The sequence below is a fragment of the Pedobacter sp. B4-66 genome (genome assembly GCF_018492665.1).
Taxonomy (GTDB): Bacteria; Bacteroidota; Bacteroidia; order Sphingobacteriales; family Sphingobacteriaceae; genus Pedobacter.
This window is the reverse complement of the sequence record NZ_JAFVME010000003.1, coordinates 320,323-345,847: the sequence shown is the minus strand read 5'-3', so window position 1 is coordinate 345,847 and position 25,525 is coordinate 320,323. Positions and strand designations below refer to the sequence as shown.

Genomic DNA, 25,525 nt, shown 5'->3' with positions numbered 1-25,525 from the left:
CCAGACTCAGCTTTTGCTGTCGGATTTCAATGTAAGATCATTAGTTCCTGATAAAAGCAGACAAATTGATAAACCTATGTTAGTAGAAGACAAGGCATATAATTACTTCCTCCCCTGCTGCCGATCCTTGCTTTAAATTAACCATTTAACAGATTTCTTTTTTTATTATAATACAGCAGATAGCTTCTTTTAAGTGTATCACTAAGATAAGATTGTGTAGTAAGTAGCTCCACCAACTCTTGCCTGATTAGAAAAGGACTAAGCAACTTTTCAATACGCTTTAAGGGAATTCCGATTCGTTTTCCAAACTCAACAAAATCAGCAGCACCGGCATGTCCATTTTTTTTCCAGGATGCAGATTTGTAAGTATCTGCAAATAAGCCTCCGTTTAATCCAAAATCAGTATCATTCACATGAAGTTTGGTATTTAGCAGGTCATACGCTGGACTTAGGATGAAATCACCTTGCGCCGTTTCCAGCAATCCATAATTTTTCAAGTGCGCATCACCATTCGAGAATAAGTAATTAAAAACAACGAGTCTGAAATATTTTTCAATTTCTACTCTCCAGGCGGGTACATACTGTCTGATCAATGAACCCATCTCTTCATTGCTGGAATGATATTTATAATCCGGACCGCCGGTATCCTTGCTTTTACCGGCAAGACTTGCAAAATCCTCCTTTCTCCAATTCGAACCATCAGCCCTGACATCGAATCTAAGGGTAAGGTACGCCGGTTCACCACTTTCAAAGAAAACAAGTGCATTTTCTGCAGTCGTGATTCCATAGACCTGACGGGCAATCTGCATAGTGAGGTGTTCATTTGCAGGAACTGCATCAATATTTTTAACATCACGCGGAATGGGTTTTAGAATATAAGTCCCATGTTCCCCAAGTTGGGTTAACCTCAGCTGATTTTTGATCAGGATTAAGGATAACTTTTCCTGTACACCTGAAATTGAAATCCGTTTTCTGTTTTCCATGAATTTCTCTTCCGTATCTTCACTATCCTTTGCAGCGACATAAGGTAGAATATGACTAACCTGTCTCCCCTTAAACAACCTTCGAAGGGCGATAGGACTATATGTTTCAAATCCTTGGGCAAGTGTTCCAGGGCAGTTTTCAATCTTGGGAAAGTTCATTGTCAGTGAGCAGGTTTTACAGTAATAGCGCCTATGGTGTCAGCTCCAGCCGTAGCCAGTAACAAACCAAAAGCATCTTCTTCGTCTATTTTCAATTGCCTGATTTGCAAATTTTTATTCACACCTTCAGCCAACATATTATAAAAAAATGGAAACAGGTATTGGGAATGAATCTCCTGTTGCTTTTTAGGGAGCGTAAGACTCACTGCCGGCATACTGTCGTCATTAAAATAAAGATCGTCATATCTGAAAACGTAATCATTCCGGCTATTTTCAGTCAACAGTCCTGCAAGTTTCCCATTATAAAATACTGCTCCCTGCCTCATCCGTTATCTATTTTTTTAATTTCCAATTTTAATTCCAGACCCAATACCTCCGCAATTTTAACGATCACCTCTAAAGTAGGATTTCCCTCTCCCCTTTCAATTTTATAAATGGTATTGATACTTACCCCGGCCAATTCAGCAAGATAAGGCTGAGTGATCTTCAATACTTTCCGCCTGTTTTTGATATAAGTCCCTATATAAATTCCCATTATAATGTGATTATTAATCAAATATAAACATCTCAGGCTTTAAAAACAAACAAAATCACATTATAGTGTGGTTTTCGATCAAAAGCAATACAAAAAAGGAAAAAAACTTCTTAAATCCACATCATAATGTGGTAATTACTTCAACAAATGAATGCCTTTCTGTTATCATCAGGAACATTTTAATGAATTTGAATTGACTCTAAAAATAGCCTAATAAACTTATGGACAGGGATATATGTTGTTCAGGATTCCGCTACAGCCGTTGCTTATTCGGCTTTGTGATAACGATATTATTCATTTTAGTCTATTTCTATGTATTCAGACTTTCCTTTGTCGTTTCCGTTTGTCAACCATTCCCAATTTAAAGACAGTTTCATTTTACCGTTCTGTGTTATTGCAATTTGCGCTAATGCTCTTGTATTGATCTATAACAAAATAACAGAGGTGCAAATTCACCCCCTGCTGATTACTTACGGTTTGGGTATTTTTTTTCAGGCGATCAATTACCAACCATCAAATAAGTTCGACATATCGGTACTTTCTCCTATTCTTTATTATCCAGTTGTTCGGCCAAACCGATTAGAAGTCCATGTTTCTCCCGAATGTAACAGAGCCGATAAGAGTTCTTGTACTGAACCACTTCGCTAACGAGTTCGGCACCATGCATATATATGTCATTACTTAGCGTAATTATGCAGTTATTATCACCGATTATTTGCCGATACAGAACTTGCTAAATATATTCTCCAACAGATCGTCTGTTGTAACCTGCCCTGTAATTTCCCCTAAATAATATAACGCCTGCTTAATATCCATAGCTAAAAAATCCGAAGTTACCGGGTTATCCAAGCCATTGGCTACACTATTTAAGGCAGTCTGTGTTTTTTGCAACGCCTCAACATGTCTGATGTTCGTTACCATGGTGTGATTGTCAGATAGCTTATCTCCTACTGCAGTATCATAAAGCAATTGCTTCAATTCGTCAATATATTGATTCTCCTTGGCAGAGATAGAAATAAATGCAATATCCGAAGGAAAATTAAGCTCTTTCAAACGATCGCTATAAGAAAGGTCCATTTTATTAGCAACAGCTAAAAACGGAATACCGGGCTTGTGCAAACGAGTAATATCATCATGTATTTCAGTGGCCGACATATTAACCACATCAAACAGATACACCAACAAAGCCGTTTGACTAATCTTCTGCATGGTCTTTTCAACCCCTATTGCCTCAATAGTATCTGTAGCCTCACGAATACCTGCAGTATCAATCAATCTAAAATTGATGCCGCCTATATTCAGAAGCTCCTCAATTGTATCACGAGTAGTTCCGGCAATTTCACTAACAATTGCCCTATCTTCATTTAAAAGCGCATTTAGTAAAGTAGATTTCCCAGCGTTTGGTCTACCTGCAATAACCGTGTTAATACCTTGTTTAATTACATTTCCAAGCTCAAATGAGCGGATTAATTTATTAATCACAAGAGTGATTTTAGTGATTAACTCTTGTAATTGATCTCTGTTTGCAAACTCCACATCCTCTTCCGAAAAATCCAGCTCAAGCTCAATCATAGATGCAAAGTGAATTAATTGCTCACGCAATATGTTCAGTTCAGTACTAAAACCTCCTCTTAACTGATTCATAGCTACCTGATGAGCGGCGGCAGAGTCTGAAGAAATTAGGTCAGCAACAGCTTCAGCCTGAGATAAATCAAGTCCCCCATTTAAAAATGCTCTTAAAGTAAACTCACCTGGCTTGGCCGCACTTGCACCTTTTCTTATCAGCAAACTAATAATCTGCTGAATAATATAATTAGAGCCATGGCACGAAATCTCGACAACATTTTCTTTAGTATACGATTTTGGAGCCACAAATAAACTCACAAGAACCTCATCTATAACAGCATTACCATCCTTAATTAAACCAAAATGCATAGTGTGCGACTCCTGAGTCAGCAAATTTTTACCACTAAAAACCGAGTTAGTAATAGCTATAGCATCTTTGCCTGAAAGGCGAATAACGCCAATTGCGCCCACTCCTGGTGGCGTAGATAAAGCAACTATGGTTTCGTTTGTGATCATTTGTTCTGTATGTATATAGATTTTACTAAAAGGGTATTTACTTGCAAAACTAGCCAAACATTTCATACCTTTCAGTGTTACTTTATGAAAAACTAAATACTTTACCTATGACAGACATGCCTCTTACTGTAAAACGATCAATTGAATTATTGGGTCTGGTTCTATTAGTCGCTATTCTTGTAGTTGGTAATAGCATTATCATGCCGGTTATAATGGCTTTCTTCATCAGTATTGTAGTGTTGCCGGTATACCGTTTTCTAATCAGAAAAAAACTTCCGGAAGCAGTCGCAATTATACTCCCTATTCTGTTGCTTGTTGTTTTAATAGGTCTATTGGTGTGGTTTTTCTCCGCTCAGGTTGGAATCTTAGTATCAGATTTTCCACAAATAAAGAATAATGTAAATATACACCTTAAGTCGTTAAGTAATTGGGTAAGTAACATAAGTCATATATCAACAAGAGAGCAACTTAAGTTTATAACGGAAAAGAGTGACGACCTAATAGGAATGGCAGGTAAAGCCGCCAGCGGAGCCGCTGTTACTTTAAGTTCAGTATTCGTTTTTGTAGGTTTACTACCTATTTATATTTACCTGATGCTGTTCTATAAAGATATTCTATTGCGCTTCATTTTTATGTGGTTCAAGCCAGAACACCACCCAAAAGTAAAGGATGCAATTTACGAGACAGAATCCATCATTAAAAGCTATCTGGTAGGTTTACTAATTCAGGTAAGTTATATGACAGTATTATTAGGAGGTATTCTTTTCCTGATTGGAATTAAACACGCTTTATTAATCGGAGTTATTTTCGCTATTCTAAACCTTATTCCATACGTTGGTGCGCTGATTGGTAATATCATAGGTGTTTTATTAACCCTCACTTCTTCAACAGAACTTTGGCCGGTTATTACAGTACTGCTGGTTATTGCCGTTGTTCAATTTCTCGACAACAATATATTGATGCCTCGTATAGTGGGTTCAAAAGTAAAGATAAATGCCTTATTTGCTATTCTAGGGGTAATTATTGGAGGTAGTATTGCCGGCGTATCCGGAATGTTCCTCTCCCTTCCGGTAATTGCAGTACTAAAAGTTATTTTCGATAGAACCGTTACTTTTAAACAATGGGGTGTTTTGCTGGGAGATGAACGTCCAGAAAAAAGCCCGATGACCTTTGCCACATTCAGGAAGAAAAAAACAACTGCAGTTAAAGCAGGAACCGAAAAATAAAGGTATAATTGTATCTAAACTAACCAGATACAACCAACCAAATGAACCACTTAACTCAAAAGATTGTATTGCTTTTTCTTGTATTAGGCATTGCCTCCGGCTGCAAGAAAAAAGAGATCCCACTTAGTAGTGCCAAAGAAATAACAGCATTTAAAATAGAGGCTGTTAATAATCCAAACGCACTTAAGCTTGATATAGGAAGCGAAATAAGTGGTAACAGCATTGTGCTTACTGTTACAAAAGGATTAAAATTAACCGAACTTAAAGCTACCTTCACCACAACAGGAAAAAGCGTTACAGTAAATGGAACTGAGCAAAAATCAACCGTTTCTATTCTCGACTTTTCCAAATCCATAAAATATTTGGTCACAGCTGATGATGGCAGCCAAAATACCTATACAGTTACCGTTAAGGAAGTTGATGATATTGGTCTTATTATTAAGACTTTTACTTTCCAAAAAGCACTCAATTCAAACCTTACCCAGGATCTCAATTTTACAATATCGAACGGTAATGCTACAGCAAAATTAAAATCCCCATCCAGAAAACTCATTGCCACATTTACTACCGAGGCTGTTGACGTAAGCATAGATGGAGTAAAACAAGAAAGTGGTAAAACAGTTGTCGATTTTACGAATCCCGTAAAATATACCTTAACATCTAAATACGGCGCCAAAGCCGAATATACCATAACTGTAGATTGGGAGTCTTCAGTTCCACATATCTATATTGTAACCACCGATAATGCGCCAATTGTTTCAAAGGACGTTTACTTACCAGCCACAATTAAAATTGAAGGTTTAGGCGCATTCGACGATTACACAGGCACAACAAGAATAAAGGGCAGAGGAAATTCAACATGGGGTTTCCCGAAAAAGCCATACCGCTTAAAACTAGACAAAAAGGCTTCTCTATTGGGTTTAGCTGAAGAAAAGGATTGGGTTTTACTGGCAAATTATTTAGACCCAACGCTAATGTTTAATGCTGTTGCCATGAAAACCGGTCAGCTACTGGAAATGCCTTACACCAACCATATTATCCCAGTAGATGTTACCATAAACAACACCTATGTTGGAAGCTATGCATTCACTGAGCAGGTTGCTGTTGCCAAAAACCGCGTCAATATTGAAGATGGAGGAACGCTATTAGAACTTGATACTTATTATGATGAGCCATGGAAGTTCAAATCAACCAATTACAATCTACCTGTAATGATCAAGTATCCCGATTTAACATCAGAAAACGAAGTAACATCAATAAAAAATGAATTTCAACTGATGGAAAATGCAATCTCTTCCAATGCATTTCCAGGTAATAACTATTCAGATTATTTAGATATAAACTCAGTAGTTAACTTATTTATCGTGTGTAATTTAACAGACAACGAAGAGCTTAATCATCCAAAAAGTCTATATATGTATAAGCCTAAAGACGGTAAATACGCCTTTGGACCCTTATGGGATTTCGATTGGGCTTTTGGATTCGAAGGCACTGGTACTCATTTCGAGAAATATGACAATTCTCTTTTATGGAATTCATCATCAATAGGTACCCAGTTTTTTAAGCGCTTGCTTGCCGATCCAAAAGTTAAAACACTATTTAAGCAAAAATGGACGGCTTTTAAGGCCAATAAAATGCCAGAACTAATGACGTACCTAAATAAATACGCAAGTACAATCGAGGCTTCTCAGAAAAAGGACTTCGATAAATGGGGAAATAGCAGTGGCGATTTTACAGCCGACTATCAGAAAATGCGAGCATGGTTAGTAAAACGTGCCGGTTATATTGATGGCCTTGTAGCTGGCTTTTAACAAAATAGGCTCAGCACTAAAACTAAAGTGCTGAGCCTATTCCTTATATTCAAAAACAAATAATTACATTCTTTCTGGCACTGTGATGCCTAATATGTTCATTCCGGCTTTAAGAATACCAGCCGTAACAGAACTTAAATTTAAGCGATGCTGTTTAATTGCGGCATCCTCCTCTTTAACAATTGGCGGAACCTCATGATAAAACTTGTTAAACATCTTTGCCACCTCATAAAGATAATTAGCTAATGTAGCCGGGCTATAAACCTTTGCAGCCGCAGAAATCTCCGAAGGGTATTTAGCCAATAGCATAATCATTTCTAGCTCTGTAGGTGTAATAGACACTTCAGGAGCATTGGCGTCTTTAGAATAGCCTCCTTTGCTCAACAGCGATTTAATACGCGCATGAGTGTACTGGATAAACGGACCGGTGTTGCCTTGGAAATCGATAGATTCTGAAGGATCAAAAAGCAAACGTTTTTTAGGCTCAACCTTTAAAAGAAAATATTTTAAAGCCCCTAATCCAATTTGGTTATATAAAGTTTCTTTTTCTTCGTCTGTGAAGTTATTTACCTTACCTAAAACTTCAGTTTTTTGCTTAGCTGTGGCCACCATTTCGGCAATCAGATCATCAGCATCAACTACAGTTCCCTCTCTTGATTTCATTTTTCCACTAGGCAAATCAACCATGCCATATGATAAATGGTACAAGCCATTAGCCCAAGATTTACCTAATTTCTCAAGAATCAAAAACAATACCTTAAAGTGGTAATCTTGCTCGTTACCAACTACATATATAGATTTATTCATTCCAAAATCGTCATGCTTCATTTGTGCAGTACCCAAATCCTGAGTAATGTAAACCGAAGTCCCATCAGTACGTAAAACCAACTTCTGATCTAGTCCATCAGCAGTTAAGTCGATCCATACAGAGCCATCAGGTTTTTTAAAGAAAACACCTTTTTCAAGGCCTTCATCAACAGTACCTTTGCCTAATAAATAAGTGTTGCTTTCGTAGTAGTACTTGTCAAAATCGACCCCTAAATTCTTGTAAGTCACATCAAAACCTTCGTAAACCCAACCATTCATCTTTTTCCAAAGTTCAATAACCTCTGGTTCACCAGCTTCCCAATCTAAAAGCATTTTTTGAGCCTCAACAATTAAAGACGCATTCTTTTTTGCCTCGTCTTCAGTTTGGCCTTCAACTTTTAATGCCTCTATTTCTTTTTTATATTCCTTGTCAAAAATCACGTAGTATTTACCTACAAGGTGATCTCCTTTTAAGAAAGAAGTTTCAGGAGTTTCACCATTACCCCATCTCTGCCATGCAAGCATCGATTTACAGATATGGATACCCCTATCGTTCACTAAATTAACCTTAATCACCTCATAACCGTCAGCTTTAAGAAGCTCAGCTACAGAGTAACCTAACAGGTTGTTCCTTACGTGACCGAGGTGTAGTGGTTTGTTGGTGTTTGGTGAAGAATACTCAACCATCACCTTCTGACCGTTAGGTTTTATTGCACCAAACGAAGGATCAAGCAATTCCTTATTGAATAAATTTAACCAGTAAGAATCAGCAATGGTTAAATTTAAAAACCCTTTAATTACGTTAAAAGCAGTGACTTCTTGTACGTTCGCTACTAAATACTCGCCCAATTCACTAGCTGTTACCTCTGGCGATTTCTTAGAAAATCTAACCACAGGAAACACTACTATTGTAATTTGCCCTTCAAACTCGCTTCTCGTGTCTTGCAGGTTAACCTGATTTTCAGGAATGTCCTGACCGTATAATTCCTTTACTGCTGCTATAGTTGCAGTTACTATATGTTGTTCAATATTCATGTTCTCTTCTTATTACCGAGCGTTTCTTATTCGTTTCTGAAAGCGTTAGTTGCTTTAATTAAAATCTCAAAAGCATGTTCAGCCATTTGATTTTCTTTATCTAATGTTGGGTTTACTTCAACAATTTCGAAGCAGCAAACCTTTTGGTTTGTTATTAACCTCGACATTAAGTTTCCTGCTTCCCGTTCTGTTAAGCCTTGTGCAACAGGAGTTCCCGTGCCTCTTGAAGCGGTAGGATCAAGTGAATCTACATCAAAGGAAACATATATCATTTCGCAATGATCAAGGTACTTAAGCGTTTCAATAACCGTTCGCTCTACTCCTCTTTTTCTTAGCTCAGCCGTTGTAACTATTTTAACCTTATTTTTTTTAAGCAAATACTCTTCAGGCTTCTCCATATCCCTTGCCGAAATCAATACCAAGTCCCTGTAATTGATTTTTGGAGCAATATTACCCACATTTTTTAATTGATACCAATAGTTGATGGTTTCCTGATCAAGCTTATTCACTTTCGACTCAATATTGTCCTCATCAAGAGCCATCGCAAGCGGCATTCCGTGCATATTTCCCGACGGTGTAGTGTATGGCGAATGGATATCTGCATGTGCATCGATCCATATTACCCCCAATTTAGACTTTGGGAAGGCAGCTTTAATACCCGCAATGGTACCAGCAGCAGTGCTATGATCGCCTGCAAGTACAATCGGAAATTCGTTTTTATTCAATGTAGCATTTACCTCATCGCTTACCCGCTCAATCATGGTTAAAATCCCCGAAATCCGCTTTGCAAACGGACTTCCGGTAGTTTCAAGCAGTAAATGATTCTCATTTGGAACCTCTACAGTTTTATGTTTTTTAAAGAAACGACTGCCAAAATCCAGTGCTGCAATCTTGATTGCATCCACTCCTAAACTCGCTCCCCGTGTGCCGGCGCCGATCTCAGATTTTACCTCAATAATTTTTAAAGTCTTAGTCATAAAAAAAATACGGGTGTATTTTATAAAGTGTTTATCTTTGGCAACAAAATTAACTCATTTTAATTTGCCAAACCCTATAAATAATAGTTCAAAAATATAAAAAATGCAGAGTTACTCCGAATTTCTTGATCTAAGTGTTGGTTTTCCTCAGGAAGGTTTCAGCGTCATAGACGACGAATTATATTTTCAGGATCTAAATTTAATGGAAATGATTGAAACCTATGGTACGCCATTGCGTTTTACTTACCTTCCATTAATTAGTAAAAAGATCCAACAGGCCAAGTTGTTGTTCCAAACGGCTATCATCAAAAACAACTATCGCGGAGATTATAAGTATTGTTATTGTACAAAAAGCTCTCACTTCCGTCACATTGTAGAAGAAGCGCTTAAAAATGGTATTCACTTAGAAACTTCATCAGCCTTTGACATGCCTATGATTGAGGCATTAGAGAAAAAAGGTGCCTTAACAAAAGACATTACTGTAATATGTAATGGTTTTAAAACGTACCAATACAAGCAATATATTATCGATATGTTGCATGATGGCTATAAAAACATCATCCCTGTTTTAGATAATAAAGAAGAATTTAACCTTTTTGATGATGAGGTTGAATTGGATACGCCATGTAACCTTGGTATCCGTATAGCGGCTGAGGAGCAGCCGGATTCGCAATTCTATACTTCAAGATTAGGTGTGCGTTTAGAGGATGTAATCGAGTTTTACAACAATAAAATCTCTGCTAATCCTAATTTTAGGGTAAAACTATTACACTTCTTTATCAATTCAGGTATTACAGATTCTCCGTATTACTGGAACGAATTGGAGAAATACGTTACGCTTTATTGCAAATTCAAGAAAATTAATCCTGAACTAGATACTTTGGATATTGGTGGTGGTATGCCATTTAAAGATTCATTAGTATTTGATTTCGATTACGAATACATGGTTAATGAGATCGTAAAAAGGATTAAAGAAATTTGTGCTGAACACGATGTTGTAGAGCCGGATATTATTACTGAGTTTGGAAAGTATACAGTGGCCGAAGCTTCTGGTATTTTATATAAAGTATTAGGTCGTAAGCAACAGAACGACAGAGAGAAATGGTTGATGTTGGATGGTTCATTCATCACTAATCTTCCTGATGTTTGGGCGCTAAACCAAAAATATATTTTGCTTCCGGTAAACAATTGGGATGCAGAATACGAAAGAGTAAACTTAGGTGGTATTACCTGCGATGGTCAGGATTATTACAACCAGGAAGCCCATATGAACAGTGTGTTTATGCCTAAGACGCGTAAAGTACAGTATTTGGGTTTCTTTCATACAGGTGCTTATCAAGAGGTTTTAAGTGGCTATGGCGGTATCCATCATTGTTTGTTACCTAGTCCTAAGCACGTAATTATCCGTAGAAACAGAGATGAGACATTCAACTTTGAAGTATTTGGAGAAGAGCAAAACAGTAAGCAAGTGCTAAAAATTCTGGGTTATACCTAGGTCTTTTGGCACTAATTAGCATTAACTTTATAATCTAGCCTGTACATTAAGTTGTATAGGCTTTTTCTATAACCAAAAAGAAAGGGTGGACCTTTCGGTACACCCTTTTCTCCCTAAAAAACCAAACTTTAACCTAATTATGAAACCTTAATTTCTTTATTCTGAGATTTTGCTTCGTCTTTACCGATCGTGATATTTAAAATCCCGTTCACATATTCTGCAGTAATGTTATCTGCATTTACGCTTTCAGGTAAGACAAATGATCTTGCAAATGAGAAGTAATCAAATTCTCTGCGTGTATAATCTTTTTTATCTTCTGTTTCGATTGTTTTTTTCTCAGCCCAAACAGAAAGAGTATCTTTCTTTAAATTGATTTGAAAATCTTCTTTAGTTAAGCCTGGAGCAGCCAATTCAATTTTGTAATCAGTTTCGGTTTCTAAAATATTTACTCCCGGTACTTTGTTTATAGTTAAGTTTTTATTTATTGCTTCACTAAACAAAGAGTCGAATACATTGTTAAAGTATGGTGCGGTGTTCCTGGTTCTGTTGTTGAATTTTACTAGTGTCATCGTTTATGTCTCCTATTTTTTAATTTAAATTTTATATTAACCATATAATCAACTCCTATACCAACCCATTTATTTATGATTTTTAAGACATTTTGGCGTAATAAAACAATTAAGCAAGACAAAACGACAGATATAGTGAATCAAATAGACAGTTTTAAGTATAAAACCAACATTGAAACACGATTTGCTGATTTCGATATGATGGGGCACGTGAACAACGCAACCTACTTTACCTTCATGGAAATCGCCAGAGCTAAATATTGGAAACAGGCAATACAGTGGGATTGGAAAAAAACAGGTGTTGTAATTGCCCAGGCCTCTCTTGAATACATTACTCCCATTTTTCTGGAAGATAAAATTAGCATGTACGTTCGTACCGCGAGGATTGGAAAGAGTAGTTTTGATCTGGAATATCTACTGATCAAGATGGAACACGGTAAAGAAGTAATTTGCAGTAAAGGAAAAACGGTATGTGTAGCGTTTGATTATGAAGCTAAAATTTCTACCCCAATACCCGAAGAAGAAAAAAACAAGATGATACTTTTTGAACAGCTCGATAATAATTAACCGAGCTGTTCTTATTGCTAAAATATCTTACCGGGATTAAGGATGCCATTTGGATCAAATATTGATTTAATTCCACGCATCAGATTGAGGTTAACCTCACTATATTTTATAGGCATAAATTCTTTTTGCACCAATCCAATGCCATGTTCTCCTGATATTGTGCCGCCTAATGCGCTTGTTAATTCAAATATCTCAACAATTCCGTCCTTGAGTTTGTTCTTCCAGTCCTCGTCGCTCATTCCTGCTTTAATGATATTGATATGGAGGTTGCCATCTCCGGCATGTCCGTAACAAACGCTCTCAAAGCCATATCTGCTACCTATTTCTTTGATTCCATTTATCAGCTTAGGTAATGCGGCTCTTGGCACAACTGTATCTTCTTCCTTGTAAACAGAGTTAGATTTTACCGACTCAGCCATGGTACGACGCATCCGCCATAGATCTTCTTTTTGTTGAGTAGTATCGGCAAATAACACATCACTACACTCAAATTGCTCCAGAACCAGATTTACTTTTTCGCAATCTTTAAAAATGGCGTCCATATCATCACCATCAAATTCGATTAAAAGAAATGCATTTACATCAGGTTTCAGGTCAAATTTAATATCGTCGAATTTAATTACCCACTCTACTCCTTTTCTTTCCATAAACTCAAGTGCTGAAGGAACAATTCCAGCTCTGAAGATTGCTGAAACAGCGGCACAAGCTTTTTCATTTTCGCCAAAAGAAGCCAGCATTAAAACACTTTGCTGAGGTTTAGGGACAAGTTTGGTTACTATTTTGGTTACCACGCCTAGCGTTCCTTCCGATCCAATCATCATTTGGGTTAGGTTATAACCAGAAGCATATTTTAAAGTATTGGCGCCTGTCCAGATAATTTCCCCGGTTGGCAGCACTACTTCGAGGTTTAAAATATACTCCCTAATAGTGCCGTATTTAACCACCCTTGGGCCTCCGGAACCATGGGCAACGTTTCCACCGATAAAACAAGAGCCTTTACTTGATGGGTCTACTGGGTAAAGCAAGCCATGTTCGCCAACGGCATTTATAAAGTCTTCTGTTATTACTCCAGGTTCAACAGTTGCCTGAAGGTTTTCTGTATCTATATCAATTATGGCTTTAAATTTTTCCATTGATAATAGTACTCCGCCATAAATGGGAAGCGCAGCTCCGCTTAATCCGGTACCTCCTCCGCGTGGAGTAAGGGGTACATGATTTGCGTTACATAATCTTAATAATGCAGAAATTTGGTTTGCATCGGTTGGCTTAACTACAACTTCAGGGTAATATTTAAGGTCTTCAGTCTCATCGTGAGCGTAATTTTCCAATGATTCTTCATCTGTGAAAACGCTCTCGGTACCTATAATTTGTATGATTTCAGCTAGTATATCTGAAGTGATTTTAGTGTATTCCATGATACGCTTATCTTTTGTATATATGTGTTCTTAAAGTGGTTTAATTAGGAAACCCAGTGATGCTGAATTTATTTTGTTTCGTAGCTTCTTCGATGTCAGGATGACGGAATGGATCAAATTGATGATAGCGAAGTATATTTAAGTTGCACAAATGAATGTCCTATTTCGCCCGGCATTGGTGGATTAAGTTTCTTAATCCCCACCTCCGCAGTAAGTATAAATGGATAATTTTCAATTACGCGATCTAAAATGCTTTTAACAACGGTTTCCAGCATTTTTCTTGTGCGTTTCATTTCGTCTAGTATGATGCTATTCAATATTTCATAATTAACAGTTCGCTCTAGATTTTCGGTGTCTGTATTAGGCGTAAATGTAACCACTACATCAACCGTAAAATAGATACCTGTTAACTGCTCTTCAGGGTAATATCCATGTAACGCATAACATTTAACGTCTCTTAAGGCAACTGTCTGTATATAGTTTTGAATATCACTCATTTTTTGAAATTAAATTTTTTATCCGTTATAACCTGCCATTGTCCTAATTTATTACCTTTGATTACAATAGCTGTTTACGTAACCAAATATACTGGAAACAATGAATAAATCTGCGAAGAAAGACCTTTACGAAGCTCCCGATTACTATTTACTAGACGAATTACTTTCTGAAGAGCACAAACTGATTCGTGCTACTGCAAGAGATTGGGTTAAAAAAGAAGTGAGTCCTATTATTGAAGATTACGCTCAAAGGGCAGAATTTCCTAAGCAGATCATTAAAGGCTTGGGTGAAATAGGTGCCTTTGGTCCTACTATACCTGTTGAATACGGTGGTGCTGGTTTGGATTATATTGCCTACGGCATCATAATGCAGGAAATTGAACGCGGTGATTCAGGAGTCAGATCTACTGCATCTGTGCAAGGTTCACTGGTCATGTACCCTATTTATGCTTACGGAACCGAAGAACAACGTAGAAAATACTTACCTAAGCTTGCCACCGGTGAACTGATGGGGTGCTTTGGGTTAACCGAGCCGGATCACGGATCTAATCCAGGTGGAATGGCGACCAATATTAAAGATAATGGTAGCTATTATTTGCTTAATGGGGCAAAAATGTGGATTTCTAATGCTCCTTTTGCTGATATCGCAGTGGTTTGGGCTAAGGACGAATCTGGAAAAATCAGAGGAATGGTTGTAGAACGTGGTATGGAAGGTTTTACAACTCCTGAAACTCATGGAAAATGGAGCTTAAGAGCTTCTGCAACAGGTGAATTGGTTTTTGATAATGTAAAGGTGCCTAAGGAAAATGTTTTCCCTGAAATAAGCGGATTAAAAGGGCCTTTAGGTTGTTTAAATCAAGCACGGTATGGTATTGCATGGGGCGCTTTAGGTGCGGCTATGGACTGCTATGATACTGCCTTACGCTATTCTAAAGAGCGTGTGCAATTTGGCAAGCCTATCGGTGGTTTTCAGTTACAGCAAAAGAAACTGGCTGAAATGATTACTGAAATTACTAAGGGGCAGCTATTAGTTTGGCGTTTAGGCGTGTTAAAGAGCGAAAACAGAGCTACATCAGAACAGATTTCAATGGCAAAAAGAAATAGTGTAGAGATAGCTTTAGATATTGCCCGAAATGCAAGACAAATGCTTGGTGGAATGGGAATTACCGGTGAATATTCAATTATGAGGCATATGATGAATCTGGAATCTGTAGTTACTTATGAAGGAACTCATGACATTCATTTATTAATTACTGGAATGGATGTAACAGGTATAAATGCTTTCAAATAATTATGTAAATTAGTGTTTTCATAATCTTTATGTCTTTATTAACGCTCAATCTCAATTACCCACTTTCTTTAAAAGTGTGTTTCTTCTTTGTTATTCTATTTTTGGCGCAATCTTTTGCTTTTGCGCAGGAAAATAATTTTTCCATTAATAAAACTCCACCATCCTGGATAGTAAACAATAATAGTGAGGGATCTCGACCAAGTAATAAGGATGTGTCAGATGGTTATTTTCTTCTGCTATATGAAAATCAAAATCACGCTGAACATCAGGAAGAATACACGCGTATTGTAAGAGAAATCGTGTCAGATGCTGGTGTACAAAACGCATCACAAATTAGTGTTACTTATGAGCCAAGTTTTCAGAAACTGATCTTTCATAAGCTGCTGATCTGGCGAAACAATAAAGCATCAGATCAATTGAAAAGAAGCAAGTTTAAAGTGCTTCAAAATGAAAAAGATCTGTCTAAATTTATTTACAGCGGAACTTATGATGCCTTTATTTTACTTGATGATGTTCGTAAAGGTGATAAAATTGAGTTTTCCTATACAATAGAAGGAAGTAATCCAGTGTTCGGCGAAAAACTAGCTAGTCAATACTATTTAGAAGGTTCAACCAGTATCGGACAGTTGTATATAAACTTATTTGTCAACAACAAAAAGAACCTGAGCATTAAAAATTTTAATGGTGTTCAGCCTCCTAAGATAAGTGAAAAAGATGGCTGTAAACTGTATGAATGGAAAAGTAATTTAACTAAAACTCATCGTGTTGCCAATTATGAACCTTCATGGTATAATCCACTAAAAAGTGTTCAGGTTAGTGAATACAAAAGTTGGAATGAAATTGTTAACTGGGGGTTGTCAGTTAGCAATTATTCCAATTTAAAAACTCCATTACTGAATAAAAAGATTCAAGAATTAAAAGCGCTTTCGGGTTCAGATCAGAAAAGGTATATAGAGCTGGCCACTCGCTTTGTGCAGGATAAAATAAGGTATATGGGGATTGAGACTGGTATCTATTCACATCGACCAAATTCACCTGAAAAGGTATTAAATCAAAGGTATGGAGACTGCAAGGACAAATCATTATTGCTTGTATATCTATTAAAAGCAATGAAAATAAATGCTTCGATGGCATACACCAATGCTGAGACAAGTATTAAAACAAATGAGTATTTGCCAAGCCCTTTTGTCTTCAATCATGTTATTGTGGTGATAGAAAATGAAAACCACAAAACCTGGATTGATCCTACAATTTCAAATCAAAGAGGAAAATTCGATGATTTTTATGCACCTGATTATGGTTATGCCCTTATTATTAAACCTGGAGTCAATGCACTGGATAAAATAATCAGTGCACCAAAAGGCAAATTGGTTTCTCAAGCTACGTTCAATGTTGTAGATACCTTAAGTGATAAAAAGTCAACGCTAATTATAAAGAGCAGATATTCCTCTAATTATGCAGATAATATCAGAAGTTACATTGCAGAAAATGGGATTAGCGAAGTTGAAAAGGATTACCTTGAATATTATGGTAAGTACTATACCGATATTATAACTAAAGTGCCATTAAAAATCGTTGATGATGAGAAAAATAATATTATAGAGTTTGTCGAAAATTATGATATAGATAACATTTGGACGCAAAGTGAGGATCCTCAAGTACAATTTGTCTCTGTGTATGCTGATTTGATCAGCACGGAACTTAGAAAAATTACGGCAAAAAAGAGGTTGGAGCCCATGTCATTAAAACAACATGTAGATGTAGAGCAGGAAATTGTTGTTAATATGCCTTATTTAGCCGAGTATAACGCCCCTGATGTTAAGGTTGAAAACGATTATTATTTTTTTCAATTAAAGAATTCTCAAAAAGATAAGGCTGCTATTTTTAAGTATAAATTCAGAAGCTTAAAGGGGTATATTGAAGGTTCTGAATTGAAAAACTATGCAAAGGAATACAAAAAAATCAGCACTGAACTAAGCTATACACTTTCGGCAGGTGGAGTAAATACCTCTTCCTCTGATACTAACTTCTTTGCTGTTCTCATAATTATTTTAATTACAATTTTGACTTCATTCTACATGATGAAACTTTATCATAAAAGAACTGATTTTGATATTGAGCAAATAGTTAACGCAAAACCAATAAGCGGTTGGTTAATTCTATTGGCAATAAGAGTTTTTTTAGGACCAATTGCAATCTTGGGCAAACTGATACTCCTTAAGGTTTTCGAAAACAGATTCTGGGATGATTTTGAGGAAATAGGAGAAGTAAATAGAAATTTGCTTAAAATAGCATTCACAATTGACCTGATAGCATATGGGGTATTGATTTCATTGTCAGTACTATCCATATTCCTCTTTATTAATAGACGGCAAAGCTTTCCTAAATTATATATTATCTTAACTAAATGGATGATAATATTAACTTTGTACACAGCATTATTGTCCGGTTTAAGTAGAGGTTCTGATTTAGTTTATGCTATTAGTTATCAGATGGGAGCAGCAATTCCTTCTGTTATCATATCTATATTAGTGTTATGGTACCTGAAAAGATCAAAAAAAGTGAAACAAGTATTTGTTTTTAGCTACCCTAAGGCAGAATGGACAAGTGCACTAGTTAATCATTACAATAAAGAATTAAGACAGAAAGAACTATAATTCTTGGACAAATAGACTTATAGAAGCATCATGAAAACATTTAAGAAATACATTTACCTGCCTGCGCCTCCTGAAGAGGTTTATTTGGCATTAACAAAAGCACAAAGCATACAGTTATGGACTGGTGCAGAGGTTGAATTTACAGAAGAAGCTAATACTGAATTTTCTTTTTGGGACGGCGATATTACCGGCAAAAATATTGAATTTGAGCATGGAAAAAAGATAGTACAGCAATGGTATTTTGGTGAAGACAATGAGCCGTCAATAGTTACTATTAAGCTGCATGAAGATAAAAAAGGTACTTCATTAGAATTTGTTCAAACCAATATTCCAGATGAAGATTATAAAGATTTTATCGAAGGGATTGAAGGGTATTATTTAGGAGGTCTTGTTGACTTCTTTGAGGATTAGCATAGTATGATATCCTGGATAAAAAAGAAAGGGTAGTATTTTTAATACTACCCTTTCTTTTTTAGTTAAATGAAATAACCATTTAGATGATCTGATCGCTGTAAACAGATCTGATTTCATCTCTAAGGTTGTATTTCGAAGCCATAACTTCACCATAAGCACCAGCGCTTCTAATTGCGTATAAGTCGCCTCTAAATGTTTCAGGTTGTTCAACCTCTTTGCCAAAGCAGTCTGTGCTTTCGCAAATTGGACCTACTATATCATATTTCATTGAGGTTTCAGTACCTCTGGTTAAGTTTTCAATTTTATGGTAGGCCTGGTATAATGCAGGACGCATTAATTCCGTCATACCTGCATCAAGAACCACAAAGTTCTTCTTTTTACCATTCTTGATGTATAAAACCTTGCTAATCAATGAAGCGCACTGACCAACTAAAGCTCTTCCAAGCTCAAAATGCACTTCTTGACTTGTTTTAATTTCAAGGAAATCTGAGAATATTTTGAAATAAGCACCGAAATCAGGTACCTGTTGTTCCGGATTGTGGTAATCGATACCCAAGCCACCACCAACATTTAACACTTTTACAATAAAGCCTCTTTCTTCGAACCATTGAGCGAACTCATTTACACGTACACAAAGATTCTTGTACACATCTAGATTGGTGATTTGAGAGCCGATATGAAAGTGTATGCCGATAAACTCCAGGTTAGCTGATTTTTTTAAGGTTTCAGTACATAAAGGTAAATCCCATGAATTAATACCAAACTTATTCTCATCAAGTCCTGTTGTAATGTTATGATGCGTGTGTGCGTCAACATTAGGATTAATGCGAATAGCTACTCTGGCTTTTTTATTTTTGTTAGCTGCTAATTCATTGATAACTTCTAATTCCTGAATAGATTCTACATTAAAGCAGAAGATATCATTATCCAAAGCGCTATTAATTTCTTTGTCAGACTTCCCTACACCGGCAAAAACGATCTGATCTTTAGCAAAACCAACTTCTATAGCTTTTTTTACTTCGCCACCACTAACACAGTCAGCACCAAAACCTACAGCCTTTATTTTTTCTAAAACACGAGTATTGAAGTTTGCTTTCATAGCATAATGCACATGAAAATTATATAACTTTGCTGCATCTGCACATGTACTCAACGTTTTTTGTAGCAAAGTAAGATCGTAATGATAGAAAGGTGTTTCTACATTAGCGAAGTGCGATATATCTTTATCAGAAAACATAATGTTTAAATATCTTTTAATAATTGTTATTGTTGTTTTAGGCCTGATCTACTTTGGTAATCATCGCGACTATAATAGGCAGAAGATCAGTAGAAAAGAGTACGAAAGAAGAAATCGTCTCTTCATCGCACTCGTTTTCATTATAGCTGGTATTATCTTTTGGCTTAAAAGAAGATAATTACTCAAATAAGCGGTTATGTAAACTTTTTAATGCCTCGGTTTTATCACCGGTATTAATTAACAACGAAATGTTATAGTTACTTCCACCATAAGAGATCATACGAACCGGAATGTGTTTAATTGAATCCAATACACGCGCCGCGTAGCCATGTTTTTCCGCACTAAAGTCTCCAACTACGCAAACTATCGATTGATCAGTATCAACTTCTACCGTTCCGAAATCATGTAACTCTTCAATGATTTTATTCAAGTTGTCAGTAAAATCAATAGTTACAGAAACGGCTACTTCAGAAGTCGTAATCATATCTATTGGAGTTTTATAGCGCTCAAATATTTCGAAAACACGTCTTAAGAAGCCATATGCTAACAACATTCTGCTCGACTGGATCTTAATTGCAGTAATACCATCTTTAGCAGCGATAGATTTGATTTTACCTTTTTCACTGCTATTTGTAATTAAGGTACCTGAAGCAGATGGCTCCATAGTATTCAATAACCTTACAGGAATCTTGTATTTCTGAGCTGGGAAAACAGATTGTGGGTGTAATATCTTCGCACCAAAGTAAGCCAACTCAGCAGCTTCATCAAATGAAAGCTGAGAAATTGGTTTAGTGCCTTTAACAATTCTAGGATCGTTATTGTGCATGCCATCAATATCAGTCCAGATTTGAACTTCTTCGGCCGAAATAGCAGCTCCAATTAATGATGCAGTATAATCGCTTCCGCCACGTCTAAGGTTGTCTACTTCGCCAAAGCTGTTTCTGCAGATAAATCCTTGCGTAATGAAAAGTTTATTTCCTTTATTTTGATCTAATATTGGTTGTAAATGCTTGGTTGCATAAGGAACATCAGGTTCATTGTCCTCATCAATTTTCATAAAATCTAAAGCAGGCAACAATACAGACGGTACACCTATCGATTTAAGATAGATATGATATAATGTGGTTGATAGTAACTCACCTTGTGCAAGTACCACTTTTTCCTCAATTGGTGTAAAAAGATCATTTACCAATGTTTGAAGGAAGTTAAAGTGATAATTTACCACTTCCTGACCTTGATCACGGAAATCGCCTTCAGGTAAAAGTTCAATCACAAATTCATTGTATTTTTCATTCAGTGCGTTAATAAGACCTAACGCGGCCTGTTTATCTTCCTTTAAAAGTTTGGCTGAAATTTCTACTAAACTGTTGGTTGTGCCAGACACCGCTGAAAGCACTACAATTTGTTCTTCTGCCGGATTAATGATATCCAGCAATTTTTTCATCCGCTCAGGGCTTCCTACAGAAGTTCCTCCAAACTTTAATATTCTCATAGTTTTATAAATTGTTTTTTGGTAATAATTCCATCAGTAAAAATCTGATGGTTTCATTATTAGTTATTTAAATTTTAAAGGTTAATATTATTTCAATCAAATTGGTTATATACTTATATTAGGGCGTGAAATTAAAGAAAACGGAGCTAATAATCATGATATTGACGAAATAAAATTTGGAATATTGTAAGAATTAGACTTCCATCATAAAAGTTCACTATTATAATACTGTTTTTCATTAAGGGATTTTAAAATATACATCATAAACTATGCAATTAGAAGCAGCTACCTTAAGCACCATAAATGAATGGCTTAATGGCAATTACGACCAAAAAACTAAAGATGAAATCCAACAGTTGTTGGATAAAGAAGCAGTTACTGAGCTTACAGATTCATTTTACAGAAGTCTGGAATTTGGTACCGGCGGTTTACGTGGAATAATGGGTGCCGGATCTAACAGGATCAATAAATATACAATTGGAACTGCTACGCAGGGTTTATGCAATTACTTACTTAAAAAATATCCAGGCGAAAAAGTTAAGGTGGCAATCGCACACGATAGCCGTAATAATTCTGATTATTTTGCCGGAATCACTGCTGATGTATTTTCGGCAAACGGCATACATGTTTACTTTTTCAAGGCATTAAGACCAACGCCCGAATTATCTTTTGCTATCCGCCAATTAGGTTGTCGTAGTGGCGTTATGCTTACTGCTTCTCACAATCCAAAGGAATACAATGGCTACAAAGCTTATGGAGCAGATGGTGGACAATTTACCGCTCCTGATGATACGCTTGTGATGGATGAGGTTGCTAATATCAAAAGTATCGATGAAGTTAGATTTGATCGTATCGCTAGTAATGTTGAATTGATAGGTGAGGAAATTGATCAGCTATATCTGGATAAAATCACTGAGTTATCAGTATCTCCGGAGGCTATTGCCCGTCAAAAAGACCTTAAAATTGTGTACTCTCCTATTCATGGTACAGGAATTACTTTAGTACCCAAAGCGCTAGAGCAATTTGGCTTTACCAATTTAACTTTAGTTGAAGAACAAAGTATTCCTGATGGGAACTTTCCGACTGTAGTGTATCCTAATCCTGAAGAAAAAGAAGCACTTACGCTTGCACTTAAAAAAGCCCAGGAAATAGATGCAGATCTTGTTCTAGCTACAGATCCTGATGCCGATAGAGTTGGTATAGCTGTTAAGAATAATGATGGGGAATTTGTTCTTCTAAATGGAAATCAGACTGGTAGTTTATTAATTAATTACCTGCTAAGTGCATGGGAAGAAAAAGGTAAACTTACCGGAGAGCAATACATCGTTAAAACAATTGTAACTTCTAATTTAATTGAAGAAATAGCTAAAGCTAAGAATGTTACCTATTACAACACACTAACTGGCTTTAAGTGGATTGGTCAATTAATGACGAGCCTTGAAGGTAAAAAGACGTTTATTGGTGGTGGCGAGGAAAGCTACGGGTATTTAATTGGTGAGCTTGTTAGAGATAAAGATGCTGTAGTGTCATGTGCTTTCATTGCAGAAATGACAGCTTTTTATAAAGATAAAGGTAGCAGCTTATACAATGCTATGCTTGATATGTACGTAGAATATGGTCTGTACAAGGAAGAATTAGTTTCTATTACCAAAAAAGGTAAAACCGGAGCTGAAGAGATCAAAGCAATGATGGAGAAATTTAGAAACAACCCTCCTGTTACACTTGGTGGTTCTAAGGTTGCTACATTAAAAGATTATGAATTGGGTATTGAAACGGATCTAATTGCTAATGCAAAGAAAGATTTAGAACTTCCAAAGTCTGATGTGCTTCAGTTTATTACGGAAGACGGAAGCATTATTTCGGCCAGACCATCTGGTACTGAACCTAAGATTAAATTCTACTGCAGTGTAAATGCACCGTTAAAAGATAAGGCTACTTTTAAAGCTATTGATGCTGAACTTAGCGCCAAAGTAAAAGCTATAATGAATGATTTAGAGGTTTAAAAACCTCTAAATCATCTTTCTATAAATTTAGGCTGCAAGATCACCTTGCAGGCTTCTCTTTTTATCAAGGTATTATTGGCCGAAGCAAGCTCATTTAGAAGTACATCAATGATCTTCTCGGCCATTTCTTCAATTGGCTGATCTACAACGCTAATTGGTGGTGTATGTAGCTTAAATACATCGTGATCATCATAGGCCACAACGCTTAAATCTCTATTGACAACTTTGTTGATTGCTTTTAAAACCAACAATCCTTTAATTGCCAAATAGTTGGTAGAGAATAATACTGCATCAATATGTGGGTTCTTCTCGAACAATAACATCAATTGTGCATTTGTATTTTCGTCAGTATTATCAAATGGTATCTCAGTATAAATATCTTTATTGAACAGTATACCGTGATCTTCGAGCGCTTTCTCGTATCCTAAAAAACGATTGTTGATTTGGTCAACATGTAAATCGACAGTGACAAAAGCAATGTTCTTTTTACCAGTATCAATAAGATGCTTTGTAGCAATATAGGTTCCATTAAAGTTGTCTACTACCACACAATTTACGTCCATATCTGGAAGATTCCTGTCGAATATTACTACAGGAATACGCTCTGCGAGTAGCTGCTTTATATCATTTTCAATTCCTGGTACAGGTGCAATAATATATGCATCAACCTGTCTGGATTTAAACATTTCGATAAGCTCCTTGGCTTTAACAGGGTCGTTTTCAGTACTTGAGTAGCTGATCTTATAGCCTTTCTTGTAAGCCTTGTCTTCTATTTTACGGGCAATACTGGCAAAGAAAGGGTTAGAGATATCTTCTACTATCAGTCCTATAGTTTGTGTATTTCCGGTCCTTAAACTTCTCGCTATCTGATTTGGTTTAAAATCAAGTTCCTTAATTATGAGGTTAACCTTTTCAATAACAGCTTTGCTAATGCGCATTTGCTCAGCTTTGCCATTCAAAATAAAAGATACAGTAGTTATGGATACATTCGCCTTGCTGGCTATGTCTTTAATAGATGCTGGTTTCATCTTATTTGTCCCTCACCTTTAACGATCCATTTTTCCGTAACTAGTTTTTCAAGAGCAAACGGCCCTCTTGCATGTAGTTTCTGAGTAGATATTCCAATTTCGGCGCCCAATCCGAAAACTTGTCCATCTGTAAACCTTGTAGAAGCATTTAAATACACCACAGCTGCATCAACTTGGTTCAGGAATAATTCTGTTTTAACAGCATCTTGTGTTATGATAGCTTCAGAATGTTTTGATGAAAACTTTGCAATATGATCAAGCGCTTCGTCAGTGCTATCCACAATTTTTACAGAGCATTTAAAATCTAGAAATTCTCTTCCAAAATCTTCAGATTTGGCTTTATTAATTAAAGGATAGTTTTGATCCTCTAGAATCTTGTAAGAATCTTCATCAGCAAATATCTCAACATTGTATCCGGCAAGTAATGGTGCTAGCATTTTCAAAAATGGTTGTGCTACTTTCCTGTCTATCAGAACAGTATCTAATGCATTACAAACAGAAGGTCTGGATACCTTAGCGTTTACTACTATTTTAGCGGCATCAGCTAGTTTAGCTGTCTCTTCAACATAAGTGTGGCAAACCCCTGCTCCTGTCTCTATAACTGGTACTAAAGCGTTTTTGCGAACGAATTCAATAAGCTGATTAGAGCCGCGAGGGATAATTACGTCGATGTATTTTTCTGCAGTTAGAATATCTAAAATATATTTTCTTTCAGCCGGAAGCTGTTGAACGATGTTTATGTCAAGTTTATTTTCTGCAAGCACCCGTTGAATTAAAGAAACTACAAACAGATTGGTATGGTAAGCATCTTGACCACCTCTAAGCAAACAAACGTTCCCTGATCTAATACATAATGCAGCTACATCAAGGGTAACATTTGGTCTTGATTCGTAAATTACACCAACAACACCAAGCGGAACGGTTCTTTTTTGAATGAAAAGTCCGTTGTCAATTGTTTTTTCAGAAAGGATCTTGTTTGTGGGATCTTCAAGATTTGAAACATCCACCAAGCTTTTACTAAGTTCAATAATTCTTTCAGAATTTAACAGAAGACGATCCTTTTTGGGGTCGGCATCAGACATCTTCTCCAGATCCTTTAAATTCTCAGCAATGATGTCTTCTTTTCTCTCAGAAATAATTTGTGCAATTCGGGTGATTATGCCTTGTTTATCCTTATCACTGAGCGTTGATATGGATTTTTTGGCATTTTGTGCACTAATTAACTGGTCTTCTATTGATTCCATT

General features: G+C 36.4%; 21 protein-coding genes. 8 read left to right on the top strand and 13 right to left on the bottom strand.

Annotated elements, in window-relative coordinates; genetic code table 11:
- Nucleotides 1-137: 137 nt before the first annotated feature.
- The 4 genes from J1905_RS06060 to mnmE all read right to left on the bottom strand — a co-directional run bounded on the left by J1905_RS06060 (nt 138) and on the right by mnmE (nt 3,759).
- Complete coding sequence (locus tag J1905_RS06060) at nt 138-1,142, bottom strand: type II toxin-antitoxin system HipA family toxin (protein WP_214226333.1); 1,005 nt, start codon at nt 1,140-1,142, stop codon at nt 138-140.
- Nucleotides 1,143-1,144: 2 nt separating this feature from the next.
- The gene (locus J1905_RS06055; RefSeq protein ID WP_214226332.1) at nt 1,145-1,468 is read right to left on the bottom strand and encodes a HipA N-terminal domain-containing protein; all 324 of its coding nucleotides are present in this window, start codon (nt 1,466-1,468) and stop codon (nt 1,145-1,147) included.
- A complete protein-coding gene (locus J1905_RS06050; protein ID WP_214226331.1) occupies nt 1,465-1,677 on the bottom strand; it encodes a helix-turn-helix domain-containing protein in 213 nt (70 codons plus the stop codon). The genes J1905_RS06055 and J1905_RS06050 overlap by 4 nt, the downstream gene beginning before the upstream one ends.
- Before the next feature lie 711 nt (nt 1,678-2,388).
- Entirely contained in the window at nt 2,389-3,759 is a 1,371-nt protein-coding gene (mnmE, locus tag J1905_RS06045; RefSeq protein WP_214226330.1) for a tRNA uridine-5-carboxymethylaminomethyl(34) synthesis GTPase MnmE, read from the bottom strand.
- 107 nt (nt 3,760-3,866) lie between these two features.
- Between mnmE and J1905_RS06040 the strand changes: the two genes are divergently transcribed.
- Both J1905_RS06040 and J1905_RS06035 read left to right on the top strand, forming a co-directional pair.
- The gene (locus J1905_RS06040; RefSeq protein ID WP_214226329.1) at nt 3,867-4,985 is read left to right on the top strand and encodes an AI-2E family transporter; all 1,119 of its coding nucleotides are present in this window, start codon (nt 3,867-3,869) and stop codon (nt 4,983-4,985) included.
- 41 nt (nt 4,986-5,026) lie between these two features.
- Entirely contained in the window at nt 5,027-6,796 is a 1,770-nt protein-coding gene (locus J1905_RS06035; protein WP_214226328.1) for a CotH kinase family protein, read from the top strand.
- 63 nt (nt 6,797-6,859) lie between these two features.
- Here the strand turns inward: J1905_RS06035 and argS are convergent, their stop codons facing one another.
- Nucleotides 6,860-8,638 (bottom strand): arginine--tRNA ligase, encoded by a 1,779-nt coding sequence (argS, locus tag J1905_RS06030; protein ID WP_214226327.1) that lies wholly within the window; start codon nt 8,636-8,638, stop codon nt 6,860-6,862.
- 26 nt (nt 8,639-8,664) lie between these two features.
- Nucleotides 8,665-9,615 (bottom strand): arginase, encoded by a 951-nt coding sequence (locus tag J1905_RS06025; RefSeq protein WP_214226326.1) that lies wholly within the window; start codon nt 9,613-9,615, stop codon nt 8,665-8,667.
- Nucleotides 9,616-9,718: 103 nt separating this feature from the next.
- Here J1905_RS06025 and J1905_RS06020 point away from each other — a divergent pair, with 103 nt between their 5' ends.
- A complete protein-coding gene (locus tag J1905_RS06020; RefSeq protein ID WP_214226325.1) occupies nt 9,719-11,110 on the top strand; it encodes an arginine decarboxylase in 1,392 nt (463 codons plus the stop codon).
- 137 nt (nt 11,111-11,247) lie between these two features.
- Here J1905_RS06020 and J1905_RS06015 read toward each other — a convergent pair whose 3' ends face one another.
- Entirely contained in the window at nt 11,248-11,679 is a 432-nt protein-coding gene (locus tag J1905_RS06015) for an Hsp20/alpha crystallin family protein (protein WP_214226324.1), read from the bottom strand.
- Between the two features lie 75 nt (nt 11,680-11,754).
- Here J1905_RS06015 and J1905_RS06010 point away from each other — a divergent pair, with 75 nt between their 5' ends.
- The gene (locus J1905_RS06010; RefSeq protein ID WP_214226323.1) at nt 11,755-12,246 is read left to right on the top strand and encodes an acyl-CoA thioesterase; all 492 of its coding nucleotides are present in this window, start codon (nt 11,755-11,757) and stop codon (nt 12,244-12,246) included.
- 17 nt (nt 12,247-12,263) lie between these two features.
- On the opposite strand, the gene J1905_RS06005 is transcribed toward J1905_RS06010, so the two are convergent.
- A complete protein-coding gene (locus J1905_RS06005; RefSeq protein WP_214226322.1) occupies nt 12,264-13,661 on the bottom strand; it encodes an FAD-binding oxidoreductase in 1,398 nt (465 codons plus the stop codon).
- Between the two features lie 113 nt (nt 13,662-13,774).
- Complete coding sequence (locus J1905_RS06000; protein ID WP_214226321.1) at nt 13,775-14,158, bottom strand: dihydroneopterin aldolase; 384 nt, start codon at nt 14,156-14,158, stop codon at nt 13,775-13,777.
- Nucleotides 14,159-14,258: 100 nt separating this feature from the next.
- On the opposite strand from J1905_RS06000, the gene J1905_RS05995 reads away from it, so the two are divergent.
- The 3 genes from J1905_RS05995 to J1905_RS05985 are packed head-to-tail and all read left to right on the top strand — an operon-like array spanning nt 14,259 to nt 18,517.
- Nucleotides 14,259-15,449 carry an acyl-CoA dehydrogenase family protein gene (locus tag J1905_RS05995; protein WP_214226320.1) on the top strand — a complete coding sequence of 397 codons (1,191 nt, stop codon included), beginning with the start codon at nt 14,259-14,261 and terminating at the stop codon, nt 15,447-15,449.
- A gap of 29 nt (nt 15,450-15,478) precedes the next feature.
- Nucleotides 15,479-18,106, top strand: a complete 2,628-nt coding sequence (locus tag J1905_RS05990) for a DUF3857 domain-containing protein (RefSeq protein ID WP_214226319.1) — start codon at nt 15,479-15,481, stop codon at nt 18,104-18,106.
- Nucleotides 18,107-18,136: 30 nt separating this feature from the next.
- A complete protein-coding gene (locus J1905_RS05985) occupies nt 18,137-18,517 on the top strand; it encodes an SRPBCC domain-containing protein (protein ID WP_214226318.1) in 381 nt (126 codons plus the stop codon).
- A gap of 82 nt (nt 18,518-18,599) precedes the next feature.
- Here the strand turns inward: J1905_RS05985 and lysA are convergent, their stop codons facing one another.
- Together lysA and J1905_RS05975 are read right to left on the bottom strand one after the other, a co-directional pair.
- A complete protein-coding gene (gene lysA / locus J1905_RS05980) occupies nt 18,600-19,757 on the bottom strand; it encodes a diaminopimelate decarboxylase (RefSeq protein WP_214226317.1) in 1,158 nt (385 codons plus the stop codon).
- A gap of 178 nt (nt 19,758-19,935) precedes the next feature.
- Nucleotides 19,936-21,249: an aspartate kinase gene (locus tag J1905_RS05975; RefSeq protein ID WP_214226316.1), complete on the bottom strand. Its 1,314-nt coding sequence runs from the start codon at nt 21,247-21,249 to the stop codon at nt 19,936-19,938.
- Between the two features lie 269 nt (nt 21,250-21,518).
- Here J1905_RS05975 and J1905_RS05970 point away from each other — a divergent pair, with 269 nt between their 5' ends.
- A complete protein-coding gene (locus J1905_RS05970) occupies nt 21,519-23,252 on the top strand; it encodes a phospho-sugar mutase (protein ID WP_214226315.1) in 1,734 nt (577 codons plus the stop codon).
- An 11-nt stretch (nt 23,253-23,263) separates the two neighbouring features.
- Here J1905_RS05970 and J1905_RS05965 read toward each other — a convergent pair whose 3' ends face one another.
- Nucleotides 23,264-24,280, bottom strand: a complete 1,017-nt coding sequence (locus J1905_RS05965) for a LacI family DNA-binding transcriptional regulator (RefSeq protein ID WP_214226314.1) — start codon at nt 24,278-24,280, stop codon at nt 23,264-23,266.
- Nucleotides 24,277-25,524 (bottom strand): glutamate-5-semialdehyde dehydrogenase, encoded by a 1,248-nt coding sequence (locus tag J1905_RS05960; protein ID WP_214226313.1) that lies wholly within the window; start codon nt 25,522-25,524, stop codon nt 24,277-24,279. The genes J1905_RS05965 and J1905_RS05960 overlap by 4 nt, the downstream gene beginning before the upstream one ends.
- Nucleotide 25,525 lies beyond the last annotated feature (1 nt).